The 16365-nt window shown below is 54.0% G+C and carries 9 protein-coding genes, 2 tRNA genes and 3 rRNA genes; 11 read left to right on the top strand and 3 right to left on the bottom strand.

Going from position 1 to position 16365, the window contains the following annotated elements; all coding sequences use genetic code 11:
- Positions 1 to 90 precede the first annotated feature (90 nt).
- The 6 genes from R0137_RS14695 (at position 91) to R0137_RS14670 (ending at position 7654) form a co-directional block, all read left to right on the top strand.
- Positions 91 to 1624, top strand: a 16S ribosomal RNA gene (locus tag R0137_RS14695).
- Positions 1625 to 1696: 72 nt separating this feature from the next.
- Positions 1697 to 1773, top strand: a tRNA-Ile gene (locus R0137_RS14690).
- A 26-nt stretch (positions 1774 to 1799) separates the two neighbouring features.
- Positions 1800 to 1875, top strand: a tRNA-Ala gene (locus tag R0137_RS14685).
- Positions 1876 to 2362: 487 nt separating this feature from the next.
- Positions 2363 to 5267 (top strand): 23S ribosomal RNA (locus tag R0137_RS14680).
- 227 nt (positions 5268 to 5494) lie between these two features.
- Positions 5495 to 5610: ribosomal RNA gene (gene rrf / locus R0137_RS14675) — 5S ribosomal RNA — on the top strand.
- The 16S, 23S and 5S rRNA genes sit together here with 2 tRNA genes alongside, the layout of an rRNA operon.
- 118 nt (positions 5611 to 5728) lie before the next feature.
- On the top strand, positions 5729 to 7654 hold the full coding sequence (locus R0137_RS14670) for a tetratricopeptide repeat protein (RefSeq protein WP_407327149.1): 1926 nt from the start codon (positions 5729 to 5731) through the stop codon (positions 7652 to 7654).
- Between the two features lie 93 nt (positions 7655 to 7747).
- Here the strand turns inward: R0137_RS14670 and R0137_RS14665 are convergent, their stop codons facing one another.
- Both R0137_RS14665 and sfsA read right to left on the bottom strand, forming a co-directional pair.
- Positions 7748 to 8614, bottom strand: a complete 867-nt coding sequence (locus R0137_RS14665; protein ID WP_407327148.1) for a prolyl hydroxylase family protein — start codon at positions 8612 to 8614, stop codon at positions 7748 to 7750.
- Positions 8615 to 9435: 821 nt separating this feature from the next.
- Positions 9436 to 10269 carry a DNA/RNA nuclease SfsA gene (sfsA, locus tag R0137_RS14660; protein ID WP_407327147.1) on the bottom strand — a complete coding sequence of 278 codons (834 nt, stop codon included), beginning with the start codon at positions 10267 to 10269 and terminating at the stop codon, positions 9436 to 9438.
- Between the two features lie 124 nt (positions 10270 to 10393).
- On the opposite strand from sfsA, the gene R0137_RS14655 reads away from it, so the two are divergent.
- Positions 10394 to 10774, top strand: a complete 381-nt coding sequence (locus tag R0137_RS14655; RefSeq protein ID WP_407327146.1) for a rhodanese-like domain-containing protein — start codon at positions 10394 to 10396, stop codon at positions 10772 to 10774.
- Between the two features lie 49 nt (positions 10775 to 10823).
- On the opposite strand, the gene bchJ is transcribed toward R0137_RS14655, so the two are convergent.
- Positions 10824 to 11429, bottom strand: coding sequence for a bacteriochlorophyll 4-vinyl reductase (gene bchJ / locus R0137_RS14650; protein WP_407327145.1), 606 nt, complete (start codon positions 11427 to 11429; stop codon positions 10824 to 10826).
- 203 nt (positions 11430 to 11632) lie between these two features.
- Here bchJ and R0137_RS14645 point away from each other — a divergent pair, with 203 nt between their 5' ends.
- The 4 genes from R0137_RS14645 (at position 11633) to bchO (ending at position 16332) form a co-directional block, all read left to right on the top strand.
- Positions 11633 to 12505, top strand: a complete 873-nt coding sequence (locus R0137_RS14645) for an alpha/beta fold hydrolase (RefSeq protein WP_407327144.1) — start codon at positions 11633 to 11635, stop codon at positions 12503 to 12505.
- 113 nt (positions 12506 to 12618) lie between these two features.
- The gene (gene bchI, locus R0137_RS14640) at positions 12619 to 13638 is read left to right on the top strand and encodes a magnesium chelatase ATPase subunit I (RefSeq protein ID WP_407327143.1); all 1020 of its coding nucleotides are present in this window, start codon (positions 12619 to 12621) and stop codon (positions 13636 to 13638) included.
- Complete coding sequence (locus R0137_RS14635) at positions 13635 to 15467, top strand: magnesium chelatase subunit D (RefSeq protein ID WP_407327142.1); 1833 nt, start codon at positions 13635 to 13637, stop codon at positions 15465 to 15467. The genes bchI and R0137_RS14635 overlap by 4 nt, the downstream gene beginning before the upstream one ends.
- A 4-nt stretch (positions 15468 to 15471) precedes the next feature.
- Positions 15472 to 16332, top strand: a complete 861-nt coding sequence (gene bchO, locus R0137_RS14630; protein WP_407327141.1) for an alpha/beta fold hydrolase BchO — start codon at positions 15472 to 15474, stop codon at positions 16330 to 16332.
- Positions 16333 to 16365 lie beyond the last annotated feature (33 nt).

Raw genomic sequence — 16365 nt, 5'->3', positions numbered from 1 at the left:
ATTTCGAATTGTGTCTGAGCCGAGATTTGTTGGTGAGCGCGGGTAACTGTGAAAACCAACCCTCATGCCTGATGGCTGAGGTTAAAGATTAAACTGAAGAGTTTGATCATGGCTCAGATTGAACGCTGGCGGCAGGCCTAACACATGCAAGTCGAGCGCGAAAATACTTCGGTATGAGTAGAGCGGCGGACGGGTGAGTAACGCGTAGGAATCTATCCAGTAGTGGGGGACAACATGGGGAAACCCATGCTAATACCGCATACGTCCTAAGGGAGAAAGCGGGGGATCTTCGGACCTCGCGCTATTGGAGGAGCCTGCGTTGGATTAGCTAGTTGGTGGGGTAAAGGCCTACCAAGGCGACGATCCATAGCTGGTCTGAGAGGATGATCAGCCACACCGGGACTGAGACACGGCCCGGACTCCTACGGGAGGCAGCAGTGGGGAATATTGCGCAATGGGCGACAGCCTGACGCAGCCATGCCGCGTGTGTGAAGAAGGCCTTCGGGTTGTAAAGCACTTTCAATTGGGAAGAAAGGTTAAGTATTAATACTGCTTAGCTGTGACATTACCTTTAGAAGAAGCACCGGCTAACTCCGTGCCAGCAGCCGCGGTAATACGGAGGGTGCGAGCGTTAATCGGAATTACTGGGCGTAAAGCGCGCGTAGGCGGTTTGTTAAGTCGGATGTGAAAGCCCCGGGCTCAACCTGGGAATTGCACCCGATACTGGCCGACTGGAGTGCGAGAGAGGGAGGTAGAATTCCACGTGTAGCGGTGAAATGCGTAGATATGTGGAGGAATACCGGTGGCGAAGGCGGCCTCCTGGCTCGACACTGACGCTGAGGTGCGAAAGCGTGGGGAGCAAACAGGATTAGATACCCTGGTAGTCCACGCCGTAAACGATGTCTACTAGCCGTTGGGAGACTTGATTTCTTGGTGGCGAAGTTAACGCGATAAGTAGACCGCCTGGGGAGTACGGCCGCAAGGTTAAAACTCAAATGAATTGACGGGGGCCCGCACAAGCGGTGGAGCATGTGGTTTAATTCGATGCAACGCGAAGAACCTTACCAGGCCTTGACATCCTAGGAATCCTGTAGAGATACGGGAGTGCCTTCGGGAATCTAGTGACAGGTGCTGCATGGCTGTCGTCAGCTCGTGTCGTGAGATGTTGGGTTAAGTCCCGTAACGAGCGCAACCCTTGTCCTTAGTTGCCAGCACGTAATGGTGGGAACTCTAAGGAGACTGCCGGTGACAAACCGGAGGAAGGTGGGGACGACGTCAAGTCATCATGGCCCTTACGGCCTGGGCTACACACGTGCTACAATGGAACGCACAGAGGGCAGCAAACCCGCGAGGGGGAGCGAATCCCACAAAACGTTTCGTAGTCCGGATCGGAGTCTGCAACTCGACTCCGTGAAGTCGGAATCGCTAGTAATCGTGAATCAGAATGTCACGGTGAATACGTTCCCGGGCCTTGTACACACCGCCCGTCACACCATGGGAGTGGGTTGCTCCAGAAGTGGTTAGCCTAACCTTCGGGAGGGCGATCACCACGGAGTGATTCATGACTGGGGTGAAGTCGTAACAAGGTAGCCCTAGGGGAACCTGGGGCTGGATCACCTCCTTAAACGATAAGCACTACCTGACGAGTGCTCACACTTTTGTCTTCATCTAATCGGTTAATGCCATAAGTAACAGCAGGCCTGTAGCTCAGTTGGTTAGAGCGCACCCCTGATAAGGGTGAGGTCGGCAGTTCAAATCTGCCCAGGCCTACCACTTAGCTAGGGCGTGTCGCAGGACGAGGGGCTATAGCTCAGATGGGAGAGCGCCTGATTTGCATTCAGGAGGTCCGCGGTTCGATCCCGCGTAGCTCCACCATTACTAGCGCGTCCTTAGATAGAAAGAACGTTACTGAAGGAATAGAGAGACACATGGCATTAACGAAATCAGAGGCAGGTACAGCGTGCTGTACCTGCCTCTGGTTTTTATAACCGGTTCTGGTTTGTCCAAGCGACGCCAGATGTTCTTTAACAAGGTAGATCAAGCTGAGTCTTTGAGCTGAGCTGAAGCACAGGAAGCACGCCGTTGGTGTGCGAGTGTGAGTCAGACAGTTCTTAGATAAATTGTTCAGTGATAGCGGGTATTCAATTCCCCGTTATCACGACGAGTTGTAAAATATGTTGCAAAACATACTGTGACTTAAGCGTCACAACATCCGGCGGATCGGAGTCGGATAGACGGAGTTAACCGCTCATCTATCTCAAACGATCTTTACTAAACCCGGCCACGTAAAGCTTTGCTTAAGGGCGTGGACGGGAGTCTTCTAGATTAGATAGCGTAAGTTGAAAGATAACTTGGGTTATATGGTCAAGTGACTAAGCGCACACGGTGGATGCCTTGGCAGTCAGAGGCGATGAAGGACGTTGGAGCTTGCGAAAAGTCTCGGGGAGGTAGCAACCAACCTTTGATCCGGGAATGTCCGAATGGGGAAACCCACCCAATGTAAGTTGGGTATCTTTAACTGAATACATAGGTTAAAGAGGCGAACGCGGGGAACTGAAACATCTAAGTACCCGCAGGAAAAGAAATCAATTGAGATTCCCCCAGTAGCGGCGAGCGACCGGGGAAGAGCCTGCATGTAATAGCTTGTGGATTAGTGGAACGGTCTGGAAAGTCCGGCGATAGAGGGTGATAGCCCCGTACACGAAAATCTGTAAGTGGTACTGAGCATGCGATAAGTAGGTCGGGACACGTGATATCTTGACTGAAGACGGGGGGACCATCCTCCAAGGCTAAATACTCCTGACTGACCGATAGTGAACCAGTACCGTGAGGGAAAGGCGAAAAGAACCCCGGAGAGGGGAGTGAAATAGATCCTGAAACCGTGTGCGTACAAGCAGTGGGAGCAGACTTGTTCTGTGACTGCGTACCTTTTGTATAATGGGTCAGCGACTTATTGTCTGTAGCAAGCTTAACCGTATAGGGGAGGCGTAGGGAAACCGAGTCTTAATAGGGCGTTTAGTTGCAGGCAATAGACCCGAAACCGGGCGATCTATCCATGGCCAGGCTGAAGGTTGGGTAACACTAACTGGAGGGCCGAACCCACTAATGTTGAAAAATTAGGGGATGAGCTGTGGATCGGAGTGAAAGGCTAATCAAGCCCGGAGATAGCTGGTTCTCCTCGAAATCTATTTAGGTAGAGCGTCGTGTCTTACCCTGGGGGGTAGAGCACTGTTTGGGCTAGGGGGTCATCCCGACTTACCAACCCCATGCAAACTCCGAATACCCAGGAGTACAATCACGGCAGACAGACAGCGGGTGCTAACGTCCGTTGTCGAGAGGGCAACAACCCAGACCGCCAGCTAAGGTCCCCAATACCAATTAAGTGGGAAACGATGTGGGAAGGCTTAGACAGCTAGGAGGTTGGCTTAGAAGCAGCCACCCTTTAAAGAAAGCGTAATAGCTCACTAGTCGAGTCGGCCTGCGCGGAAGATGTAACGGGGCTAAATTGGTAACCGAAGCTGCGGATGCATGCTTGCATGCATGGTAGAGGAGCGTTCTGTAAGCCGTTGAAGGTGAACCGGGAGGTTTGCTGGAGGTATCAGAAGTGCGAATGCTGACATGAGTAACGATAAGGGGGGTGAAAAACCTCCCCGCCGGAAGATCAAGGTTTCCTGTCCAACGCTAATCGGGACAGGGTGAGTCGGCCCCTAAGGCGAGGCAGAGATGCGTAGTCGATGGGAAGCAGGTTAATATTCCTGCACTTCTTCATATTGCGATGGGGGGACGGAGAAGGCTAGGCCAGCGCGGCGATGGTTGTCCGCGTTTAAGGTTGTAGGCTGAGATCTTAGGTAAATCCGGGATCTTAAGGCCGAGAACTGATGACGAGCTTCGAGCGAGAGCGACAAGCGAAGTGGTCGATGCCATGCTTCCAGGAAAAGCCTCTAAGCTTCAGATATGAAGGAACCGTACTGTAAACCGACACAGGTGATCAGGTAGAGAATACCCAGGCGCTTGAGAGAACTCGGGTGAAGGAACTAGGCAAAATGGTACCGTAACTTCGGGAGAAGGTACGCTGCTGTTGGTGATGGGACTTGCTCCCTAAGCTGACGGCAGTCGAAGTGACCAGTTGGCTGCGACTGTTTATTAAAAACATAGCACTCTGCAAACACGAAAGTGGACGTATAGGGTGTGACGCCTGCCCGGTGCCGGAAGGTTAAATGATGGGGTTATCTTCGGAGAAGCTCTTGATTGAAGCCCCGGTAAACGGCGGCCGTAACTATAACGGTCCTAAGGTAGCGAAATTCCTTGTCGGGTAAGTTCCGACCTGCACGAATGGCGTAACGATGGCCAAACTGTCTCCACCCGAGACTCAGTGAAATTGAAATCGCTGTTAAGATGCAGTGTACCCGCGGCTAGACGGAAAGACCCCGTGAACCTTTACTATAGCTTCACACGGGACTTTGACCTTATTTGTGTAGGATAGCTGGGAGGCTTTGAAGCAGTGGCGCTAGCCATTGTGGAGCCGTCCTTGAAATACCAGCCTGGTAATGTTGAGGTTCTAACTCAGGTCCCTGATCGGGATCGAGGACAGTGTGTGGTGGGTAGTTTGACTGGGGCGGTCTCCTCCCAAAGCGTAACGGAGGAGCACGAAGGTGCGCTAATCATGGTCGGAAATCATGAGGTTAGTGTAAAGGCACAAGCGCGCTTGACTGCGAGACTGACAAGTCGAGCAGGTACGAAAGTAGGTCTTAGTGATCCGGTGGTTCTGAATGGAAGGGCCATCGCTCAACGGATAAAAGGTACTCCGGGGATAACAGGCTGATACCGCCCAAGAGTTCACATCGACGGCGGTGTTTGGCACCTCGATGTCGGCTCATCACATCCTGGGGCTGAAGCCGGTCCCAAGGGTATGGCTGTTCGCCATTTAAAGTGGTACGCGAGCTGGGTTTAGAACGTCGTGAGACAGTTCGGTCCCTATCTGCCGTGGGCGTTGGAGAATTGAGGGAAGCTGCTCCTAGTACGAGAGGACCGGAGTGGACGAACCCCTGGTGTTCCGGTTGTGTCGCCAGACGCATTGCCGGGTAGCTACGTTCGGACAGGATAACCGCTGAAAGCATCTAAGCGGGAAGCCCCTCCCAAGATAAGTTCTCCCTGACCCCTTGAGGGTCCTGAAGGGCCGTAGAAGACTACTACGTTGATAGGCTGGGTGTGGAAGCGTTGTGAGGCGTTGAGCTAACCAGTACTAATTGCCCGTGAGGCTTGACCATATAATCCAAGTTATTTGGAGCTGGCGACACGCTGGCAACAGAGAGAAGACTACGGATGTTGTGATTGAGTCAGAGTGTGTAGCAACACACCAAAGTAAGACAAAGCAAGACAGCAAGACAAAGCCGGAATGAACACCCGGCCCTCAGCTTGAACTACCGACCTAATTTGTTGGCGGGTACTTTATATGGCAGCCACGCGTTGCAATCACCCCCAACATGCCAGTTTGCCTGGCGACCATAGAGCATTGGAACCACCTGACCCCATCCCGAACTCAGCAGTGAAACGATGCATCGCCGATGGTAGTGTGGGGCTTCCCCATGTGAGAGTAGGTCATCGCCAGGCGCCAAAATAGAAAACCCCAACCGAATGCTCGGTTGGGGTTTTTTATTGCGTGGCAACAGCTGTTACACGAGCGCCTTAAAGCGTGGTAGCCTGCGCTCAAATTATTCAGGTCGTTCCCGTGCCCGGCTTTTACTCTAAGCTAAAACAACGAAATGTGTTTCGAGTCGCCGGTGTTTATGCGGTCGTTGGCTGGCTGCTAGCCCAGATAGCCTCCACACTGGAGTCATCGCTATCCCTACCGGCCTGGTTTGATAGTTTGGTTGTTTCTCTTCTGTTATTGGGCTTTCCAGTTGCCCTGGTTTTCGCCTGGGCGTTTGAGTTAACCCCTGAAGGGATTCGCCGATCCGAGGACGACCCATTAAATGTAAGCAACGCCGTTAAGTCCGGTGGTTTTGTAGACGCCCTAATCGTCTGCGGCCTAATCGGCGTCGCCGGGGTGATGGTCTGGTCGTGGTGGCGAGTTCCTGCGCTTTCTTCCGACGATGCGGTCTTAAGCTTTGAAGATGCTATTGTTGATATCGCAGCGGATACGCGCGGAGACGTTACGCCACAGTCTATTGCAGTCCTACCCTTTGCGGATATGAGCGCGACCGGCGACCAAGAGTATTTCTCTGACGGTATTGCGGAAGAGATACTCAATGCCCTGGTACGCGTGCCGGAGCTAAAGGTCAGTGGTCGAACGTCGTCCTTCGCGTTTAAAGGACGAAACATCGATCTCAGAGAAATTGCGGCAGTGCTGGGTGTGGCTACGGTTCTGGAAGGTTCCGTGCGCAAACAGGGCGAGAGAGTACGTATAACCGCGCAACTGATCCGCGCAGAAGATGGCTTTCATTTGTGGTCAGAAGTTTATGACGGCACCTTAGACGATGTCTTTGACTTGCAAGATCGCATAGCTAACCAGATAGCCCAAGAACTGGAGCCCTTATTCTCACCGCAGGACGGTGCGCGCCTTGCTCCACGCCTAACCGAAAGTACCGAGGCCTATGATCTTTATCTTCGAGGCACGGCGAGGCTGTGGAAATTCTGGGGCCGGGAAAATCTCACGGAGGCCGTGGCATTACTAGAACAGGCAGTAGCTCTAGATCCTCAATTTGTTGACGCAAAAACAGCGCTGGCCGCCGCCTACTATACGTTCCCAACTTACGTACCCGTAGAAGACGACTTCGTCTACATTCGTAAGTCCGAAGCTGTGGTTGAAGAGGTTCTAAAAACCCATCCAAACCACGCCGTCGCCATTGGCCTCCAATCGTCCAATGCGACGGTGCGCGGCGAGTTTTTAAAAGCGCGTCGACTGCGTGACAAGTCGAACGAGTTAGGCATCTCTGGGGGATCGGACATAGGCGAGTGGTCAGATGCGCAGGGTGCGTTTGTAATGGCATTCACCCATGCAATGTACGGGCAAACACGCGCGTCGTTACCCTACTTTGAACGTTCGATAGCCCTTGATCCCGCGGTGGGACAAACACTTCTCAATTTTGGCATTGCGGTAGCCGCCATGGGAGATTTACCCGAAGCGGAGCGGATGTTACGTCGGGCTGAGGCAATGGGGTACGCGGCCGCAGCAGGCGGCGTAGCTCGCATGATGAGCCTGCAAGGAAGACAGGAAGACGCGGTTGCATACTACGTGCAAGCGCGGGAGCGCGTACAAGCGTATATCGGCTACCCCATCTCTAAAGCGGAATGGATTATTTTTTCTAAGGCGATTTACGCTGGCGATCCGGTGGCTGTTCGTTTGTTTCGCAAGTTCTTGATAGACGTGTTAGACGCGCCCAAGCCCCGTGGCAGTACGCCTTTACTCGAGGGGCTCCGTATTATGGGAGAGGCGGCACTTTTTATGCAGGCCTTTGAGGAACTACCTTACGCCAATCGTGGTTTCATGTTGATGCAGGTTTGGAATAGCGATGAGCAATCTCGAAAGATAAGAACTCACCCGGAGTTCTCTGACTGGGCCCAGCGCATTGGCCTCACAGCGGTTTGGAAAGAGTACGGATTACCTGACCTGTGCCGTTGGGGGGTGAGCGCAGACACTGTGGTTTGTGAATAAGTTCGGTGAAGCCAGGTGCTCACACTTGTAAGCTCAACTTTGGGGCTTGTGTAGTCATGGGTCTTTGTATTCCAGGTTCTTATCTTTTAAGGCTTAAGCCGTAAAAGGCTGCCCCGTCCCTCGGTCTCTGAACCATTTGGTAATGATGAACTTTGATCCAGCCTCTACAGGCAGGCCTGCATGGACGGTGTTGGGGTTTGGGGCTCCGCTACGGAGTAAGTTGTTCCAGCAAATGGCCATTCCTTGCTCGGGCAGGATAGTCTCATCCACCTTAAGGAAATGGGTGCCACCGCCCGCTTCGGGTTGGTTCAGGTAAATCATGAACGTCCAGGTTCGCTGTCCGCCAGTTTTCGCAAAACGATCATACTCGGCGGTACCCGGGACAAAGTAATCCGGATGCGGCTTGTATTGCTGTCCGGGTTCATACCATTGTCCCTGCGTTACCTCGGCCCAAGTGTTACTCAGCCCAAGGGTGTTTGCGATGGCGGTATTTATGCTGCCTACGAAAGGATGTTCATGAATTCTTAGGCTGCAAGTACGACTGGAGCGCATATCTGACTGTTGATCATAACTATCAACCTTCGACGGATGTGCATCCCCTTTAATAGCGTTGACTAGTTGCTCGCATTGACGAGCACTTAGAAAATTCCGAATGGCATACAGCTGTAACTCGTCTTCGAACAATGTCGTGACATTGCTGTTGCCAGCGTCTCGTACGAGCTTAGGCTCGGCCAGTGCCCGATAATCAGCGTGAAGGTAGCTACTTTTTGATCCCGCTTGCGCAGCCTCTGGCTTTGCCAGTTTTTTGTAATCCGCTCTTGGAGCAGCCTTCTTTAACGCGTACTTAACATCTTTAGCGGTAAAGCCTTGTTCTTCAAGAGCGCGGCGGGTCTCTTCGATAGTCGCTCCGCCTTTCAGTTCGGAGCGGGTCCATTTCACCCTCTCTTCGCTGATTGCCATAGAGAACCTCTTGAGATATTGAGCGTGGGCGCAGGTCAGGACTTCTGCCGCGCTAAGTCTCAAGAGTCTATGCACGAGGCTTACACGGGTCAACACGCGTCAACACGCGTCATACAACTCTACTGGCTAATTCAGTGAGTACAGCTCTTCTCTAGAAGCACAGACCAGACTGTCGGTGATTACGTCCATGTATCCATGGCCTCTCAATAAGATAGTCTTATGAATACTTCTGGTTTCGTACTGTAGGCAAGGGGCCCGAGAGGCTGTGCAACCAGACAAGACAGTAGCTAGCAGCAGAGCGCTAAAGATTACACTGCAGCATTTAATTCGAAACTCTAATACGCGCGACATATGTTTACTCCAATAAGCAAAAAGGGCCAGTTTCACTAGACTGGTCCGATTACCTCTGTGTGCTTATTGATGTAAGGCATCGTTGAGTGACCCCGAGCATTTCGGGAGCGACTAACAATGAATACATGGCAAATTGCGCGCCAACTCAAAAGGCAACGCGTTTGCCCACATATGCCGACGTTGTTGAGTTCGGTAGGGGTAAGTTGAGTATTCTCGCTAAAGTGCTGTTAAATCAGTGGTATTCGAAGAAAACTGCTGCGCTATTGAGGGCGAGGTAGATAGTTGTCGCTGGCCGTTTCTCAAGCAACTTTACTGAGCTGTGATCACCACAGTGCGCCATTTGAACGCGACCTTTTAGAGGTTTTGCCATCTACTGGTGCGAGTCAGTGGGGCCTTGAGGCGGGGCTCAGGTGCCATAAAGGCGTTTAGAGGGTTGTTGGCTCACGTCTAAGTTAGCCGAACCTACAGCTCTACTTACCGACCTTACTTGCCGCCCGTTTTATTGCCTTTCCCCGGCGCACCCACCCGGAGCTATCGATGAGTGCATCCCTGAAGCCTGTGATGTCCTCTGTTGAGTAAGGTCGGAAATCTACTGGTAGCGTGCCTAGGTAGTTAAAGCCCTCTATTGTTGGGTCAAAGTGCAGGGCTGAAAACTTGACTCCAGCTCTATGTGCGTCCCGCGCTGCCTTGGCAAAAACCGGGTCGTGTAGCGAGCTGGGTCTAACGAAGGCGCCATCTCTGCGTTGTACGACGAAGAGAACACTCGCTTTTTCACCGGCATCGACTTTCTTTACCAGTTCTTCCAGGTGTCCCGAAGCTCGTTTACTCACTGAATCCGGAAAGTACGCGCCGCCGTCTGGGTACACTAGGTGACAATTTTTCACTTCTATCCAGTGTCTGGAGTGCTTGCCTTCCAGTAAGAGGTCGATTCGTGAGCGTTCGCCATAGGCCACTTCGCGGGACATCTTGCTATAGCGTTTCATGCCCTGCACGCGCTTGGATTCAATGACAGCTTCTGCAAGTCGGTTGGGGAGCATTGTATTGACCCCGATGATTACACCGTCGACTTCCAGCAGCTCAAGCGTGTAGCGAAGCTTTCGCGGGCTATCGTCGGGAACCTTGGTTACCCACGCTCGACTGCCTGGTCGAATCAATCCTTCCATACGGCCAGTGTTAACGCAGTGCGCGTCTACCTCCATGTTTCCAATGGAAACACTGGCGATAAAGCGATCGTAACGGGCTAGGAAAGTGCCTTCGATCAGTGGTTTTGGGTGAGGAATGAGCACGTTGGCGAAGAGTAACACTGACCTGCGTCAAACTTAGGTGGTTTTGTTCGGTGAAGCTACCTCAGGTAGTAGCAAAGCTGCTGTCCGGGAATTGCCGTCGCGCTACACTGTTTACAGGCAGTCAGTCATTCAGGAGCAAAGCATGAGGTCAGCGCAGGAGTTGGTCGCGGCTGCGAAGTCAGCAATCGTCGAGGTTTCACAGGACGAGGCAGAGGCGGCAGTACTGGCAGCCGATGTGTTAATCGACGTTCGCGAGGGAAATGAGTTTCGCGACGGACATATTGGTGGCGCCATGAACATTCCCAGAGGCTTGTTGGAATTCATCCTTTCGACTGACGAGGCTCTACAGGATCGTTCCCGAGGTATCGTTCTTTATTGTAAAAGCAGCGGAAGGGCTGCGCTCGCTGCCAAAACCATGCAGGAAATGGGCTATCTACACGTGAGCTCCATTGCTGGAGGTTTTGATGCCTGGCAGGATTCCGGAAAGCCTGTGGCGTACCCACCAAAGCCAGATTTTGATTGATTGGGCATACGCGGCAGGGTGGTCCTATGCGACTGCGTAGGTCAGGTTATCAGCGGATTTCGAAGATGCAGCTGTCGGCTCCAGTAGCGCAGCATTGTGTTTCGATGCAGCGAAGGTTTGAATCCACAATCGTACTGAATAAACGCTGAAACACGGCGCTATGCCAATGGCATAGAGGGACTGTGGAGTGTTCGCCGCGCACCACAGGGTTGTCTCTAAGAGCAAACACCAGAGGGTCCTTCGATCGAACACTGAACGTGCCTGAGCCAGCGAAGGTCCAAGCGTGTTTTTTTATAACACTCGCCAGTAGTGGTGCCGAAAGCCAGGGTGGTAAGTGAAGCATTACCTGCAGGGCTGCAGCGGGAATTCTCTGCTCCATGATGTACTCGGCCGTGCGCTCGCCGGCTCGCTTTGTAAGGGCTGGGGCGAGTTTGGGGTGGCTGGCTCTAATCGCTTGGTGGAGTGCGGCAGCCGGTGTCTCGGCCATCATGCCCTCATGTTTCGGTAGCTCAGAAAGTCCCGTCGATAACACCAGGCGGTTGCGTTCAGCCTCTCCAAGCACGTCATCCAGTAAAGGCACGAGCTTTAAAACGCTGTTGGCGCCTATGCGTGCTAGGCCATCATTAGGAGGCGGGATCGCTACGGGAGCGTTCACTGTTGAGGAACCTGGGTGCTCAATGCTTGCATCATGTGCTCACGGCGCAGCGGCTCTTCGATTTATTCGACGATTCATTGCCGGATAAAGGAGTGCGCTGAGCTATATTGTCCAATTTGTGTCACACTCTAAGTGTTAACTAAAACTGACATATGTCAAGGGCTGCGTGGGCCTAGAGACAGTGTCATGCAAGGGAATCTCGTATGAAAGTAGAGCCATTAGCTGCGGCTATAGTGGCTGAGGAGTGTGTTTGGAGCTTGTCGGATGCCCAAACCGTTCTTTGCTACCGTCGCGATGGCGATGGACGCCCGTTGCTTTTGCTGCACAGTATGAATGCTGCCGCGAGCGCCTACGAGGTAAAGCCTTTCTTTGAGGACATGACACTTCAGGTTCCTCTATACGCTCCGGACCTCCCCGGATTTGGCCGATCTGAACGCCGGGACTGTGTGTATAGTCCCGAGTTTTACGCCCGCGTGATTATCGACATCGTCAAAGCCATGGATTTGGGTTCGGTGGATGTGCTCGCCTTATCAACAACGTCTGAGTTCGTAGCGCGGGCAGCGCTTGAGGCTCCAGAGCTGTTTCATAGCCTCACTTTGGTTTCGCCGACCGGTTTTATGCGGCGTCGGTCGTCACGCTCGAGCGCTGCGGAGCGTGTGCATGGGGTGTTGCGTCTTCCTCTTCTAGGGTCGGGGTTGTTTCGAATTTTGCGGACGAAGCCGAGTATTCGTTTCTTTTTGGACAAGGCATTTGCGGATGGCGCACCAGAGGAGATGGTGGACTATGCCTGCGCCAGCGCAGCCCAGCCCGGTGCGTCTTACGCGCCGTTTTACTTCTTGTCGACCCAGTTTTTTGCCCCTGATGCCGTTGGAGAACTGTATGAACCGCTGAAGCAGCCGGTATTAGTGCTCTATGATGAGGATCCCAATATCGGTTTTGATTACCTCGATGAGGTTGCTCTAGGGCGTGACAATTGGCGCTTACACAGGATTCCCAGCACTCTGGGTTTGCCTCACTTTGAGGAGCCGGAATTAACGCAGGCAGCGTTAGTGAGTTTTCTGGAAGACTCGGCTTAGTGGCACTTGGCGCCCACTAACGACATCCATTTTGTAAATCTATCGTGTAAGCTTCGGCTTACATAGACATCGCAATTTTTGATGTCTTCCGTGAATTAGCTGGATAAATAACTATGGCGAAAGCCTTTCCGTTTACGGCCATTGTTGGCCAGGACGAAATGAAAACTGCTCTGCTGGTTGCTGCAGTGGACCCTTCAATCGGGGGCGTTCTGGTGTTTGGAGATCGCGGCACGGGAAAATCCACGGCGATTCGTGCGCTTGCTGCGCTGATGCCAAAAATCCCAATGGTTGATGGCTGCCCATTTAACTGTGATCCCGATGTTAAGCCTGCGGGTTTGTGCGCGCGCTGTGAAAAGGGTTCCGACAATTTGAAGTCTCGAGCATCGCCCATACCCGTTGTGGATTTGCCGCTGGGAGCGACGGAGGATCGGGTAATTGGTGCTCTGGATCTAGAGAGGGCGCTGCATGATGGTGAAAAAGCCTTTGAGGCTGGTTTGCTAGCGCGAGCACATAGAGGTTTCCTCTACATCGATGAGGTGAACCTTCTTGAGGATCATATTGTCGACTCTCTTTTGGACGTTGCGGCTAGTGGCGAAAACGTTGTGGAGCGCGAAGGATTAAGTGTTCGCCATCCCGCGCGTTTTGTTCTGGTGGGTAGCGGTAACCCCGAAGAGGGAGAGTTGCGTCCTCAGCTTCTGGATCGTTTTGGTATGTCCGTTGAGGTTAAGACGCCCCAGGATGTAGCTTCGCGGGTGGCAATCGTAAAGCAGCGGGACGCTTTTGAGCGTGATCCCGAAGGCTTTACCAAGCAGCAGCAGCGCAAAGAAGGGCGAGTCCGGCGACAGTTGCAAAAGGCTCGGGAGTCTCTTGATTCTGTTGACGTAGCGGACGAGGTGCTCGAAGCAGCGGCGACGCTCTGTATGTCTTTGGGAACCGATGGATTGCGAGGCGAGCTAACCCTCGTGCGAACAGCTCGGGCCCAGGCGGCGCTAGCGGGCCGTGACGTGGCCAGCCTCGCAGACATGCGGGCGCTTGCACCTTCGGTGTTGAGGCATCGCTTACGACGGGACCCTCTTGATGAGTCGGGCTCTACCGCGCGAATCGACAAGGCACTGTCGGCACTCTTCGATTGACCATAGCCGCCACCGAAGAACAGCTTGCGCGCTGGGAGGATGCGGCGCTGGCTGCGGCTTGCCTGGCAGTTGGTGGGCATGCGGTCGGTGGTATTCGGCTAAAGGGTCGCCCTGGCCCTGTTCGAGATTTTTGGTTGGAGCAATGTCAGGCGCTTCTGCCTGCGGAGACCCCTTGGAGGAAGATACCTCTGCATTGCAGCGAGTCGCGATTGCTCGGAGGCTTGGATTTGGCGGCAACGTTACGCAAAGGTTCTCCGGTAGCGGGGCGTGGCTTGTTAGTAGAGAGCAGCGGCGGCATCGTGTTGCTTGCGATGGCGGAGCGCGCTCCGACATCTGTTGTTGCCCCTCTCGCCGCACTTCTGGATGAACCGGTGCTTCGTCTTGAGCGTGAGGGAATCGCGGCGCAGCACGATTGCCGGCTCGCTCTTATTGCCTTGGATGAAGGTGTCGATGACGAAGCGTTGTCCACAGCGCTGATCGAACGTTTAGCGCTCCAGATTGATCTTACCCCCCTGCCTATTGGGGCAATCGACGACTTCAGATGGTCTCGTGAGGACGTTGTAAGAGCGCAAGAGGCACTTGTAGATGTGGAGCTCGGCGACGAAGCGCTGCAGAGTATCTGTCAGGCTACACTGGCGTTGGGTATTGATTCGCCTCGCGCGGCGGTTTTAGCTGCCAAAACAGCTCGAGTGCTATCGGCATTGGCCGATGTCCCCGAGGTTTCAGAGGAGCAATTGGAGCAGGTTTTAAGGCTGGTACTTCTGCCGTTGGCCACACGGTTACCGGCAAGTGATGAAGAGCAAATTGATCAAGGTCCTGAAGATTCTGAGCAAACGGAGGAGTCCGCGTCTGACTCTCCAGACGCCGCTCAATCAGAGTCAGAGGCTCCTCAGGATGATCGGCCGCCGGATGAAGATTCTCCTAACGAAGATCAATCGAATTCGGGTTTGGATCCCTTAACCGAGGATCGCCTGCTCGAGGCAGCGCAGGCATTGCTCCCGCCGGACCTGCTTGCAAAGTTGCTCAGCGGAGCGATGGGTGCAAAGCGTAATGCGGCAAGCGGAAAATCCGGGGCGCGACAGCGGGCCAAGATGCGCGGGCGTCCCATGGGGAGCCTGCCTGGCGATCCGCGCAGTGGTGCAAGATTAGATGTGATGGCAACTTTGCGAACTGCTGCTCCCTGGCAGCGGCTACGCGGGCCCGCGACGGGCGGTGCTCGATTGCGTGTGCAAGCCGAGGATTTTCGAATCGTGCGTTTTCGTCAGCGATCCCAGAGCGTCACGGTTTTTGTCGTTGACGCGTCGGGCTCGTCGGCGCTTTATCGACTCGCAGAGGCTAAAGGAGCGGTAGAGCTATTGTTGGCCGATTGCTACGTACGTCGAGACGAGGTCGCTCTTATTGCCTTCCGTGGTGATGGGGCGGAGTTACTCTTGCCGCCCACGCGCTCTCTCGTTCGTGCGAAACGCAGTTTGTCGGCTTTGCCGGGAGGCGGCGGTACCCCCTTGGCAGCGGGTATTGATGCGACCGCAGAGTTGCTGGAGATGCTCGATCGGAGGGGGGCGACCCCAGCCTACGTCATGCTCACCGATGGGCGTGGCAATGTATGTCGTGATGGTTCTACGGGCCGGGAGCCGGCTTTAGCCGATGCTCTTATGGCTGCGCAAAATTTGCGTGTTAACAGCGCTGCTGCTGGAATGGTTATCGATACCTCGCCGCGGCCTCATCGGTCTGCCGCTGAATTGGCGCAAAATTTGGGAGCACTGTATTTGCCGCTCCCTAACGCTGATGCACAGCAGTTGCAGTCGGTCGTTCGGCAGGTCGTGACCTGAGCCTATGGCGGGCTACGACTTACCGGCGGATTGGCCGGACACGGAATTTAGTCAGTTTATCGATTCGGCAGGTTTGCGCTGGCATGTGCAGGTTCGTGGTAATGGCCCAGACTTGCTGTTGCTGCATGGAACCGGGGCCTCTTCTCATTCATGGGTGCCAATGGCGCGTTTGCTGTCGTCAGATTTTCGGGTCATCGCGCCAGATCTCCCCGGGCAGGGATTTACGGAGTTAGCGCCGGCGCCCCAGTGTTCCCTCGCGGGTATGTCTCGGGCGATTGGGGGTTTGTTGAATGATCTTCACGCGGACCCGCGAGTGATCGTCGGTCATTCCGCAGGTGCCGCGATTGCGGCGAGTTTGTGTTTGCGCGGTTCCTTTAACCCTCAGGCAATTGTCAGCATTAATGGCGCGATGTTGCCCTTTGGGCGCGCGGCTGCGCCGGTGTTTAGCAAGGCTGCGCAGTTGCTTGCTGCATCTCCCGTTTTTACTCAGTTGGTGGCACTCCACGCTGTGCCACGTAAACCCGTGGAGCGTATGCTGCGCCAGACGGGGTCGAGTACACCCGAGGAGATGGTTCGCTGTTACCGCCAGCTCCTGGGTAATCCAAGGCACGTTGCTGCCACGCTGCGCATGATGGCAAGTTGGGATTTAGAGCAGCTTGAGGTGAATCTTGACCGCCTCCACCCGTCTCTCTCCCTACTTGTCTGTGATAACGACTCTGTCGTTCTGCCAGAGCAGGGCGAAGAATTGGCGCGTCGTGTGCCCGGGTCGGCGCTCCACCGCATCGAGGGTCTTGGGCATTTAGGGCATGAGGAGAATCCTGAGTGGTTTGCAAATCAGGTGCGGAGTGTTTTTCGACCTGAGTGACAAAGCGCAGGGCTCTGCGATTGTGCAAGTCTA

Source organism: Congregibacter brevis (assembly GCF_045689245.1).
GTDB classification, from domain to species: Bacteria; Pseudomonadota; Gammaproteobacteria; order Pseudomonadales; family Halieaceae; genus Congregibacter; species Congregibacter brevis.
The sequence above is the reverse complement of the archived record's forward strand: the minus strand, read 5'-3'. Positions and strand labels throughout refer to the sequence as shown.

Coding starts and splice junctions, on each gene's coding strand:
- R0137_RS14665 (WP_407327148.1), bottom strand. CDS start 8,614: ATGGCAATCAGCGAAGAGAGGGTGAAATGGACCCGCTCCGAACTGAAA.
- R0137_RS14655 (WP_407327146.1), top strand. CDS start 10,394: ATGAGGTCAGCGCAGGAGTTGGTCGCGGCTGCGAAGTCAGCAATCGTC.
- R0137_RS14645 (WP_407327144.1), top strand. CDS start 11,633: ATGAAAGTAGAGCCATTAGCTGCGGCTATAGTGGCTGAGGAGTGTGTT.
- bchI (WP_407327143.1), top strand. CDS start 12,619: ATGGCGAAAGCCTTTCCGTTTACGGCCATTGTTGGCCAGGACGAAATG.
- bchO (WP_407327141.1), top strand. CDS start 15,472: ATGGCGGGCTACGACTTACCGGCGGATTGGCCGGACACGGAATTTAGT.